Raw genomic sequence first — 10,308 nt, 5'->3', positions numbered from 1 at the left:
GCCTGAGCGCCGACACATCGATCCGACCGGCACGCGCGCGTTGTTGTGGAGCCCGTCCGGAGTGCATGTCGCCGCCACTCCGGCATTCCCCAGCAACACCCATGTCGAATCTTTCGCGCCGCAGGTTCCTGCTCACCGCCGCCGGCTCCGCCGCGGGAGCCGTGTGGCTCGCCGCCTGCGGCGGCAACAAGACCCAGACCGACAGTTCCAACCGCCCCAGCCCCCACCGCCGGCGGCGAGCGCCCGAGGTGAAGGGCGCCACCCTGGGCTTCATCGCCCTCACCGACTCGGCCCCGCTGATCATCGCCCTGGAGAAGGGGCTCTTCGCCAAGCACGGCATGCCGGAGGTGAAGGTGATGAAGCCTGGGGTTTGCCCGCTACGAGAGCCTCGAGGGGGAGCGGCCGATGGCGATTCGCTGGCGGTTGGAGCGGCCCATCCCGGCGGGGTGGATGCAGTGGATGGGGTTGGCGGTTTGAGGGGGCAACCGCCATCAACCCCTCCTAAAGTGAGAGGCTTGGAGGAGTGCCATGGCCCTCGCCATCAATCTCAATGAAGAGCAGTCCCGCGCCCTCGCTGAGGTGGCGGTACGGCTCAATGTGGCCCAGCAGGACCTGGCGGCAGCCGCCGTTCGCGATCTGTTGAGCAGGCCCTCCGCCGACTTTGAAGTCGCCGCCTCCCAGGTGCTGGCAAAGAATGAGGAGCTCTACCGGCGCCTGGCTTGATCCGCTTTCTCAGCCTCAGCGAGGTTCTGGAGCTGCATCGCCGTCTGATCGTCACCTCTGGTGGATTGCCCGGATTGCGGGACCTCGGCCTGCTGGAGGCGTCACTCTCGCAACCCCGCCAGACATTCTCGGGCACTGATCTCTATCCCACTCTCGTCGATAAGGCAGCAGCACTTGGCTTTTCTTTGATCAGGAACCATCCCTTTGTGGATGGCAACAAACGCATCGGTCATGCCGCCATGGAAGTCATGCTGATGCTCAACGGGTATGAACTGACGGCTTCGACGGAAGCAGCGGAAGCCACCATTCTGGCTGTGGCCTCCGGAGCGCTTGGGCGCCAGGCCTTGACCGACTGGGTTCGGCAACTGATCAAGAGCTCGGAATGAGGTGATTCTGCAAACAGATCACCAGCCGCCTCATTCGGCCCAGCAAGGATGGGCGCCGAGTCAGGAGTCCTCTGGGGCTTCCCAATCTCCTTCTGCCTTGGCAATCCACTCCGGAACGGCCGACCATGCTTCAACCATGCAGCACCTCGCCATGGTCAAGCGCTTTGCGCACGACCGGATCACCCCCCCGGAAGCAAACTTCAAACTCCTCCGGCCTCCGGACAATGAGATCCAGGGGGATGATCACCGGGCAACCTCGCCGCATTTCGCGGATCTTGGCCAGGTGGCGTCCCTCGATGGGCATCACCACCAGGATGTCGGCATCCCAATCCCAGCGCCCGTCTCCACGAGCCAGGGAACCGTAGCCGGAGGCTTCTCCGCAGGAGTACAGAATCACTTTCTCGGGGCGTAGCACTCCACCAGCCGCTGCGTCAAAGCAAGCAGCGCCTCGCGGGTCACCAGAGGTGTCGGCGTGGTGGTCATGGGCTTCATCATCACGAGGCTTCCATGAACAGGTCACGGTGCCTATCGCCTGTGCCCCCCGCCCAGCTGTGCGGCACCGGCGAGCGCTGGCGTCCCCTTCCCGACGCCCTCGCCCTGCTCTGGCAGGCCGCCGCCTCCACCCGCTGCCCTGGGCCCTGCAGGTGCCCCTGCGCGTCCACGGCCGCTACAGCCGCGCCGAAATCGAAGCGGCCTACTGCTGCGCAGAAGCCTCCGGCTACGGGATTCTGCGCGACGACGCCCCCTGGATCCACCGCAAAGGCGTGCACTGGCACGAACCCAGCCAGCGCGACCTGCTCTTCGTCACCCTCATCAAGAGCGAAGCCCTCTTCTCCCCCACCGCCCGCTACCGCGACCTGGCCCTCGGCCCGTCCCTGTTCCACTGGGAGAGCCAGAGCACCACCACCGCCGCCTCCCCCACCGGGCAGGTGTCACCGAGCCGTTCCGGTGTCTGGCTACGCCATCTACGAGGGCCATGTGGGGGAGCGGCCGATCCCCGCGGCGTGGATGCAGTGGATGGCGTTGGCGGTTTAGCGTCGTAGGGCTCCCCCACAGCACAAGCCAGGCCTGGAGTTCCCATGCGTCTCGCCGAGCTGCAGCGATTGGCCGCCCAGCTCCAGGAGCTACTCGCTCGCCACGGCGCCAGCAATCCGGCGGTGTTCGGCTCCGTAGCGCGGGATCAGGCCACCCCCAGCAGTGATGTGGATCTGCTCGTGGACCTTCCCCCCGGCGCCAGCCTGTTCGACCGGGCCGAGCTGAAATCCGCTCTGGAGGATCTGCTGCTCACCCGGGTGGATCTGATCCGCCGCCGCAACCTCAAGCCGGAACTGAAAGCCACTGTGGAAGCCGAAGCCATCCCCNTGTGATGGACGTGCGGGATCGCCAGGCGCTGATCCATATCCTGTCTGTTCTCGATCGGGCTCTGGGCTACCCGATCGACAACGAAGAGACCTCTCTTGCCAAGGATTATCTCCAGGATGTAGTGATCCGCTGTCTTGAGATTGTTGGCGAAGCCACCAAACGTGACAGCCCTGAGTTGAGGCTGCCACACCCAGGGGTGCCCTGGCGGGCGATGGCAGGGATGCGGGATGTCCTGATCCATGCCTACGACCAGGTTGATCCGGAACAGGCCTGGATGGCCTATCAACGCTTTCCGGAGATCCGTCGCCATAGCGACGCGATCCTGAATCAGGGCTGAGGACACCAGCCACCGTGAAGGCGTGCTCTGGCACGAACCCAGCCAGTGCGATCTGCCGTTCGTGACCCTCAACAAGAGCGAATCTCTCTTCTCCCCCAAAAGCCCCCCCGCCAGCTTGCCAGGAGACTGCCAGCAGGGATGACGCTTCGGCCGGTTCAATGGAGGCAGGGTCAACGTCATCGCGTTGAACCGTGTGGCCAGCATCACCCCCGCCGAAGGACCCAGGCTTGAACGAGGCCACCAGGCCTCGGTGTTGAACCAGACACACGCATCGGCCCGTACGGATACCTCCTGTGTTGAGAGCCAGAGCCGGGTGCCTGGCGAATTGCAGCCAGCGGGTAACCCGCCCTTGACATCCGCATGGTCAGCAGAATGGTTCGTCAAGCTCTTTTGAGCATAGAGTTGATTTGTGGAGAGAGGGAAATAGTCGTTAGCCATCGCGCTTTTCACCACTCTGATCTGAATCGATAGCCATGGGCCTGGAGGCCATCGCCAATCGTCCAAATGCGCTATCTCTTCATGCCGCCTCATTAATTCACAAGCGAACTTAAATACCATGCAAACACTCACCAAGGGCGCCAAGCGCACCCGAAACAACAGCTACGCCGAGTCAGAAGGAGGCATGTGGGACTCCGAGGAGCATGTGCTTCTTGACCCCAAAGTCATCGAGCCGGTGATGTACTACGCAGATCCTGAGAGTAAGGCAGGATGGGGCTTTCACCGCCGCGCTGAGTTGCTGAATGGTCGCCTCGCCATGCTGGGTTTCGTGATCGGCGTGAGCCTCGAACTTCTGACCGGCCAAGGGATTATGCAACAGATTGGTCTATCTGCCCTGCTTCATCAGTCTTGATCAGGCCTGGGCCTGATTGTCACTCTCCAGTCGACCACAGGTTGGAGGCCATCGCAGTCATCCTCGGAAGACGCGAATGTCCTCCCTTCATTAGCCGCTTTGATTGAGCGAGATGGATGTCTCCAACGCGAGCAGCCAGTCTGTGCCCCTGTTCAAGGCGCGGGGTTCGCGGCTGCTGCTGTACTTCGTAGAAGCCTGCGGCTACGGGCGCGAGCACCGGCGTGAGGCGGACCGCGCCGGGAGCGTCACCGAGCCGTTCCGCCATCCGTGCGTTGCCCGGTACGACAGCCCCGAGGTGGAGTGGCCGATGACGATCCGCTGGCGCCTGGAGCGGCAGATCCAGGCGAGGTGGCTGCAGGGGGCTGCGTTGGCGGTTTGAGGCGAGGCTTCTTCTTGACAGAGCGATCTGAACAGAGCCTGTAGCTACCTTGGTTGCTGAGCGCTTCCCGGGGCTGGCCAGAGGCCAAGATCCCTAGCGGCAGCTCTGCTCGATTCCAGCCCAGGTGAGTTTTGTCGCTGCCTGGCCGAGCTGATCCTCCACCCACATCTAAGGGTGAGCCAACTGCTCAAAGCTGGCCTTTAGGCTCCATTGAGTTCAATGAGCAGTTGGGTGCACTGGGCCAGAAGAGCCGGCAGACTGCCCTGAATCACGCCCCAGACAAGCTGATCGTTGATGGCTACGTAGTCGTGGGTGAGCTTGTTTCGAAAGCTGATGATCTGTGGTGCCTGATCAATCTGAATGAACAGATCCAAGTCTCGCCTGGAGAGCTGGCTGAGCGCTTCGCCAATGATGGTGAACTCCCGCTCAACAGAGGAGCGAATCAGACGGCTCTTGCAGTAGTCGTCGACGCTGATGCAATCGACGGCCTTCTGGATGGCGTGGCCTGCCTCGATCACATCGCTGAGAAAGGCCCTTGGATCACGCTTCATAAATCAGCTGCTTCGAAGCATCGATGTCGCGGAGTACATAGGGATTGCGCACAGCATCGGCCATCACCAGATCCACAGGCTTGCCAATGATCGAGGCAAGCTGTTGCTCCAGGCCAAAGTAAGCGCGCACCAGGGCTCTGGGTTCGATGGGCTGGAACTCCACGAGCACATCCAGGTCGCTGTGGCTGGGGTCAAAGTCGTCCCTCAGAGCCGAGCCAAACAGATGCATGCGCAGCACATGGTGCTGTCGGCAGGCGTCCACGATGGCGTCGAGTTGAGGCTGGGCGAGGGCGAGGCTCATGGGGCCAGACCGATCTGATCAGTATCGATGGAAACCGCGACCTTGCCAGGTCCGCGCCAGCTGAGTGCCCCTCACGACGAACAGCTGTAGTGCGAAACGCCCCCGGCGTTGAAGAATTCCCGGGGCTTGAGGCGGTCGTACCTCGCCTCCAGCTCCGGCGGCAGCTCGTCGTAGGGATGGCTGAACACCTCCTGCAGTTCCCTGACCAGGCTGAAATCTCCGTCCGCCGCCTTCTCATAGGCCGGAGCGATCAGCCATTCGCGCCAGGTCACTGCCGGGTTCACCCGTTTCATCGCGGCAGCTGTCGCGTTGATGTCGCCGCCTGCCGTGATGCGTTCCCGCCAGCGCTGCAGCCAGTGCGTCCATTGCGCATCGAGCTGCTCCGAGCTGGGCACATAGAAGCTCGCCTTCAGAGTGGAGAGCTGCTCGGGGATGCCCGACAGCCTGCGGAAGAAGATCGTGAAGTCCACCTTGGAGAGCACCAGCAGCTCCAGCAGCTCGTTCACCAGCGCGGCGTCATGGCTGGCCAGGCCGAGCTTGCGGGCCCACATCGACTCGAGCTCCTGCTGCATCGCTGCGGCGAAGCCNTCGCGGATCGCATCCAGCCTCGCCAGGGCCTCCGTGTTGCCCTCGAGCAGCAGGCGGATGGCGGCCCAGAACATCTGGTAGTTCGCTTCGGCGGCCACCGGTTGATTGAAGAAGCAGAAGTGCTCGCCGCCGCCGGTCCAGGGCTGAAAGCGGGATCGAACAGCTCGCAGAATCCGAAGGGGCCGTAGTCGAGCGTGTAGCCACCGGCGGCGCAGTTGTCGCTGTTGAAATTGCCTTGGCAGTAGCCCACGCGGATCCAGTGGGCCACCAGTGCGGTGAGCCGCGAGCGGAACAGGCCGGCCAGCTCCACCACCTGATCGCTGAACGCCAGGCTCGCATCGATCTCCGGCCGGTAGTTCCGCTCGATCAGGTGCGCCACGATCATCCGCAGCTCGTGCAGCGCTCCCGGATGGGCACCGCTGCGGGCCCGGCGGGCGAACAGCTCCAGCTGGCCCACGCGCAGAAACGAGGGCGCGACGCGGGTGGTGATCGCCGCCGGATTGTCCACCAGGATGTCGGGATCGAACGACCTGGAGTTCGGCGAGTACCAGGGCCGGCGCACGGTTTCGGCTCGCGACACATACAGCGTCAGCGAACGTGAGGTGGGCACCCCCAGGGCGTGCATCAACTCCTGGGCCAGAAATTCGCGCACGCTGGAGCGGAGCACGGCGCGTCCATCGGCGCCGCGGCAGTAGGGCGTGGGGCCACCGCCCTTGAGTTGCAGTTCCCAGCGCCGGCCGTTGAACACGCCTTCGAACACGGAAATGGCACGGCCATCGCCGTAGCCGTTGCCGGTGCCGAACGGGCACTGCTGGATGTATTCGGTGCCGTAGATCGAGAGGGCATAGCCCGTCGCCCAGCCGAACGGCCGCATCGGCTCACGCGCCACGCTGATGTCGCCGGAGAACAGCCGGCGGAACTGCTCGTCGTGGGCCAGCGCATCGCTCAGGCCCAGTTCCTGGAAGAGACTTCGGCTGTGCGCCACGTACTCCGGCGCTGGAATCGGGGTTGGCCTCACCGGCACGTAGTGCCCGGAGAACACCTGGCGGGGCTGGTGATCGTGGCCATCGCCAGTGGCCTGCGGGTCCGCCTGCAGCGAATCCAGCAGCGAATAGTCGGCCCGTTGCGCAAACTCCGCGAAGCTCGAGGTGGCTGGCATGGGGCCGATCGTCACGGGGGTGGTTGGTTGCGCGCTTGCCTGGGCATGGCCCCGACACTGCGCTCCTCATCCTGGCGAGCCGGCGGCCAGCGTTGTCAGCCCGGGTGGATCGCGCGCGAAGGCGTGCTCTGGCACCAGCCCAGCGGCATCGACAGGCTGCTCATCACCCGGCGCAGCAGCGAACCCTCTTCTCCACCACCACCCGCTGCCGCGACCTGGCTCTGGCGCCTCGCTGTTCCGCCAGTCGAGGGGCAGCACCAGGTTCCGCGGCGGCAGCTCAGTGCAGCTTCATTCCCCGTCGCCCAGGAAGATCAGGGATTCGCGCTGCACCCACAGCACCCGTCCGCTCTGGCCCGGGTAGCCCACGCGGCACCAGGTGCCCTGGCTGTTCGTGGTGCAGGAGAGCTTGTCGAGGGTTTCGCCCGACACACCCATGCCGGCGATCGCCGCGCCGAAATTGGGCTGGGCGTAGAGGGTCACTGTGTTCTGGCCGTGACCGTTGAGCTTCACCTTGCCGTGGGCGATGTGATCCAAGGCAGGGGCCGGCTCACTGCGCACACTCGAGACGGAGATCGTGTTGCGGTCGCCGCCCTGCTCCACCAGCTCGAAGCTGTGGTGGCCGCTCATCAGCCAGAGGCGTCCCTGCTCATCGCGCATCGGGCGCCTGTCGGTGGTGGGGGGACCGGCCGGCACGAAGCGGACGATGGCGCCGGCGCTGAAGCTGATCTCAAAGCCGCCGTTGCGCCAGGGCTGGATCGTGCAGGTCTGTTTGCTGCTGTTCAACCAGCAGTCGACCGTCTCGGCGGCGGCGGCCGGCCGCTGGAGGGTGACGGCCCCGGCGATGCAGCCGGCAGTGAGGGCAGCGAGGCTTAGGGCCCGACGTCGAATCATGGCAAGGAGACGAACGGGCTCAGTCTGCGGTTGTGACCCGTCAACGCTTCCGGCCGGCCAGGCTCACCGCAGCGCTCACACCGGAGACGGCGATCAGGNCGTAGGTGATCGGGATCAGCGCGAAGGGCTCGTGCAGGATGCCGTTCTCGTCAATCCTCTGGCCCTGCAGCTTGTAGGCACTGCCGGTGGCCACGGCCCCGGCCAGGGCGAGCACGGCGATCAGGGTGGGGAGCTTCATGGGGCCATCCTGCCGCTGGCGCGCTCAGCAGCGCAGCGTCGCCACCAGCGCACGGTGCCGCGGGCTGCAGGGCCACCACGGAACTGTGCATCGTGATCGGGGCTGATGGCGAGGATCGGTCGCCCGCGCAGCGTCTGAGGTCGCGGTCTCAGCAGCAGTCTGTGGCGTGCCTCGGTGGGTGGGCATGGCGCGTGGCTGCTTCGCGGAATCGAATGCCTGGGCCGGCAAATGCAATCGTCCTGATCTCGATTGTTCCGGAGCACGTTCGCGGCGTGGGTTTTGGCATCGAACTTGCGATTCGGTGGGAATCACAGACCGAAGCTCCAGCGCAGTTCGCAGGAGCACGTGTGGCGGGCTGCCCGAATGGCCATTGGTTCCGGGCTACGCAAGGTAGAGACAATCAACCCGCCAAGGCTGGCAGGATTGGATCAGAGTCTTGGCTGCGTCGATGCGTATCGGCACCACAGGCCCGGCGACCGCAGGCTGGACAAAGACCGCCCTTGTCTGCCTGGCTGCCAGCATCACAGCCGGCTGGTCTCTGCCTGCCAGGNCTGACGCCAGGGCGGTCGTTCCCGAGAACGAACGGCGGGGGCTGGAGCACGTCCTGCCCGGTGCCCCGAAGGAAACGCGAGGTGTTCGATCAGTGCGCCTGCTCGGATCCACGGATCTGGAGCGGGATTTCCCAGCGATGAAGGGTTACATGCTGCGCGCCCGGGAAATCACCGTTGCCCCCGGCGGCCAGATCGGCGTGCATCGCCACGAACGCCGCCCGGGTGTCGCCGTGATGCTGGAAGGGGAGATGACCGAGCGACGCGCACCTGCTGCCCAGCCGAAACCGCTCGCTCCAGGAGAGGTGGCCTTTGAAGCGGCCGGGGTGGTGCATTGGTGGCGCAACGAGACCGATGCCCCGGCGAAGGCGATCGTGATCGACATCGTGCCGAAGGATCTGCCCTGACCCCGTTCCTGCCCCTGTTCCGCCCGGCCAACCTGCTCACTCCCCGATCTCGTTCAACTCGCGATGACGGTGGGCTCTGCTGAAGGCACGGCCCCACCGGCCCGCTGTTCCTGAGCTTCAACAACGGTGCAGGCTGGGCAGGGCACTCCGCGCAGACGCCACTAGAACGACCACAGGGGCTTGCCGTGGCGAGCCCCTCCCGATCCTTCAGGAGGCCGGTGGATGGTTCCGCGCTGCACGAGAGCTCTCGGCGCTGCGGGATGCCGCTTCCTGGCCGCCTCCCTGGCCCTCGGTGCGGCGGCGGTGCAGGCTGCTCCCAACGGCACCTGGCTGTCGCAGCCCCAGATCTGGTACTACGCCACGCGGCGGTCGCTGGAGATGACCATGGCGCAGATCCGCGCCAGCAACTACCGCATGGTCTTCCTCGACGTGCGCAAGGTGTCGGACGCGATGCAGCGGGAGGCGGCGGAGGCGGCCCGCCGGCAGGGTCTCCTGCCCGTGGTGTGGGTGCAGTCTCCCCAGTACCGCGCGCTGCGTGTCGAAGACCTCGTGCATGAGGCACGCCACGGCGACGCCATCCAGGTTGACGATCACTTCTTCGCCAACTACAGCCTGGCGGATTTCCATCGGCTGCGGCAGATCTACACCAAACCCATCTTCTGCAGCATCCAGCCGTTCCAGGCCGGCCTGGTTCCCAGTGCCGGCTGCAATCAGCTCGATGTGCAGTGCTACACCGCCCAGCAGTTCCAGACCTGCCTCAAGGTGGCCGACCGGCTCGGCGCCGTGGTGAGCCTCTCCACCCAGAACACCCTGGGGCATCAGAGCCGTCTGGGCGGACGACTCTTCAACACCTTCCTCTGGCAGGGCCCCTGGTGAGGCCGGGGGGACCAACAGCGGAACAGCCCTGCTTCATCGCAGCGCCCGATCCACCGCCGCATTGGCATGGATCGTCATCGTGTCGAACGTGGGCACCGACAGGTCCTTCTGCTGGATCAGCAGCGGGATCTCGGTGCAGCCCAGCACCACGCCGCCGGCGCCCGATTCGCGGATCAGCTTCTCGGTGATCGCCACGAAGCGCGTCTTCGCCTCGGGGGTGAACCTCTCGACGGCCAGCTCATCGAAGATCACCTTGTTGATGTAATCGCGGTCGGCCAGCTCGGGGGTCACCACCTCGATTCCGAACCTGCTCTTCAGGCGCTCGCGGTAGAACGGCGCCTCCATGGTGAACTTGGTGCCCAGCAGCACCACCTTCCTGATGCCGGCGTGGCGGATCGCCTCGCCGGTGGTGTCGGCGATCTGCAGCACCGGGATGCCGATCTGCTGTTCAATCAGATCGCCGGTGGAATTCATCGTGTTGGAGGCGATCACGATGAAATCGGCTCCACCGCGCTTCAGTCGGCCGGCGGCATCGAGCATGATCCGGCGCAGCGCGCTCCAGTCCCCCGCCTCGGCCAGCCGCTCGTTTCGGGAGAATTCGCCGAATTCGATCGAATACATCAGCACCCGAGCTGAGCTGTTGTCGCCGAAGCGCCGCTGCACGCGTTGGTTCATCAGCCGGTAGTACTCGATCGACGACACCAGGTGATCC

General features: G+C 64.8%; 14 protein-coding genes and 3 pseudogenes. 10 read left to right on the top strand and 7 right to left on the bottom strand.

The window, feature by feature from the left end:
- Positions 1-65: 65 nt before the first annotated feature.
- From SYNGFB01_RS16395 to SYNGFB01_RS08470, 3 genes and pseudogenes are all read left to right on the top strand, one after another.
- Positions 66-350: pseudogene (locus SYNGFB01_RS16395) on the top strand (ABC transporter substrate-binding protein); the annotation flags it as partial.
- 178 nt (positions 351-528) lie between these two features.
- Positions 529-723: a hypothetical protein gene (locus SYNGFB01_RS08475; protein ID WP_006910830.1), complete on the top strand. Its 195-nt coding sequence runs from the start codon at positions 529-531 to the stop codon at positions 721-723.
- Positions 720-1,109: a type II toxin-antitoxin system death-on-curing family toxin gene (locus SYNGFB01_RS08470; RefSeq protein WP_200900087.1), complete on the top strand. Its 390-nt coding sequence runs from the start codon at positions 720-722 to the stop codon at positions 1,107-1,109. Before SYNGFB01_RS08475 ends, SYNGFB01_RS08470 begins: the two co-directional genes overlap by 4 nt.
- Positions 1,110-1,239: 130 nt before the next feature.
- Here SYNGFB01_RS08470 and SYNGFB01_RS08465 read toward each other — a convergent pair whose 3' ends face one another.
- Complete coding sequence (locus SYNGFB01_RS08465; RefSeq protein WP_048017698.1) at positions 1,240-1,506, bottom strand: nucleotidyltransferase domain-containing protein; 267 nt, start codon at positions 1,504-1,506, stop codon at positions 1,240-1,242.
- Between the two features lie 146 nt (positions 1,507-1,652).
- Between SYNGFB01_RS08465 and SYNGFB01_RS08460 the strand changes: the two are divergent.
- The 5 genes and pseudogenes from SYNGFB01_RS08460 to SYNGFB01_RS08440 form a co-directional block, all read left to right on the top strand.
- Positions 1,653-2,144, top strand: a pseudogene (locus SYNGFB01_RS08460) (DUF3427 domain-containing protein); the annotation flags it as partial.
- A gap of 44 nt (positions 2,145-2,188) precedes the next feature.
- Positions 2,189-2,476, top strand: coding sequence for a nucleotidyltransferase family protein (locus SYNGFB01_RS08455; RefSeq protein ID WP_048017696.1), 288 nt, complete (start codon positions 2,189-2,191; stop codon positions 2,474-2,476).
- Positions 2,476-2,808, top strand: coding sequence for a DUF86 domain-containing protein (locus SYNGFB01_RS08450; RefSeq protein ID WP_048017695.1), 333 nt, complete (start codon positions 2,476-2,478; stop codon positions 2,806-2,808). Before SYNGFB01_RS08455 ends, SYNGFB01_RS08450 begins: the two co-directional genes overlap by 1 nt.
- A gap of 556 nt (positions 2,809-3,364) precedes the next feature.
- A complete protein-coding gene (locus SYNGFB01_RS15440) occupies positions 3,365-3,658 on the top strand; it encodes a chlorophyll a/b-binding protein (protein ID WP_235300069.1) in 294 nt (97 codons plus the stop codon).
- Positions 3,659-3,770: 112 nt separating this feature from the next.
- A complete protein-coding gene (locus SYNGFB01_RS08440) occupies positions 3,771-4,037 on the top strand; it encodes a hypothetical protein (protein WP_235300063.1) in 267 nt (88 codons plus the stop codon).
- Between the two features lie 200 nt (positions 4,038-4,237).
- Here the strand turns inward: SYNGFB01_RS08440 and SYNGFB01_RS08435 are convergent, their stop codons facing one another.
- The 5 genes and pseudogenes from SYNGFB01_RS08435 to SYNGFB01_RS08415 form a co-directional block, all read right to left on the bottom strand.
- Positions 4,238-4,555 carry a DUF86 domain-containing protein gene (locus SYNGFB01_RS08435; protein WP_200900086.1) on the bottom strand — a complete coding sequence of 106 codons (318 nt, stop codon included), beginning with the start codon at positions 4,553-4,555 and terminating at the stop codon, positions 4,238-4,240.
- A gap of 22 nt (positions 4,556-4,577) precedes the next feature.
- Positions 4,578-4,889 carry a nucleotidyltransferase family protein gene (locus tag SYNGFB01_RS08430; RefSeq protein WP_048017692.1) on the bottom strand — a complete coding sequence of 104 codons (312 nt, stop codon included), beginning with the start codon at positions 4,887-4,889 and terminating at the stop codon, positions 4,578-4,580.
- 71 nt (positions 4,890-4,960) lie between these two features.
- A pseudogene (locus SYNGFB01_RS08425) lies at positions 4,961-6,636 on the bottom strand (protein adenylyltransferase SelO family protein).
- 288 nt (positions 6,637-6,924) lie between these two features.
- A complete protein-coding gene (locus tag SYNGFB01_RS08420; RefSeq protein ID WP_048017691.1) occupies positions 6,925-7,527 on the bottom strand; it encodes a hypothetical protein in 603 nt (200 codons plus the stop codon).
- 40 nt (positions 7,528-7,567) lie between these two features.
- Entirely contained in the window at positions 7,568-7,765 is a 198-nt protein-coding gene (locus SYNGFB01_RS08415; RefSeq protein WP_048017690.1) for a DUF3955 domain-containing protein, read from the bottom strand.
- Positions 7,766-8,213: 448 nt separating this feature from the next.
- Here SYNGFB01_RS08415 and SYNGFB01_RS15925 point away from each other — a divergent pair, with 448 nt between their 5' ends.
- Together SYNGFB01_RS15925 and SYNGFB01_RS08405 are read left to right on the top strand one after the other, a co-directional pair.
- The gene (locus SYNGFB01_RS15925) at positions 8,214-8,720 is read left to right on the top strand and encodes a cupin domain-containing protein (protein ID WP_082325948.1); all 507 of its coding nucleotides are present in this window, start codon (positions 8,214-8,216) and stop codon (positions 8,718-8,720) included.
- Positions 8,721-8,942: 222 nt separating this feature from the next.
- Complete coding sequence (locus SYNGFB01_RS08405; protein ID WP_053068407.1) at positions 8,943-9,596, top strand: hypothetical protein; 654 nt, start codon at positions 8,943-8,945, stop codon at positions 9,594-9,596.
- 33 nt (positions 9,597-9,629) lie between these two features.
- Here SYNGFB01_RS08405 and SYNGFB01_RS08400 read toward each other — a convergent pair.
- The coding region (locus SYNGFB01_RS08400) for an aspartate/glutamate racemase family protein (protein WP_048017689.1) at positions 9,630-10,308 on the bottom strand (679 nt) is incomplete at its 5' end.

The organism is Synechococcus sp. GFB01 (genome assembly GCF_001039265.1).
Lineage (GTDB): Bacteria > Cyanobacteriota > Cyanobacteriia > PCC-6307 > Cyanobiaceae > NIES-981.
This window is presented reverse-complemented; position numbering and strand designations above follow the sequence as displayed.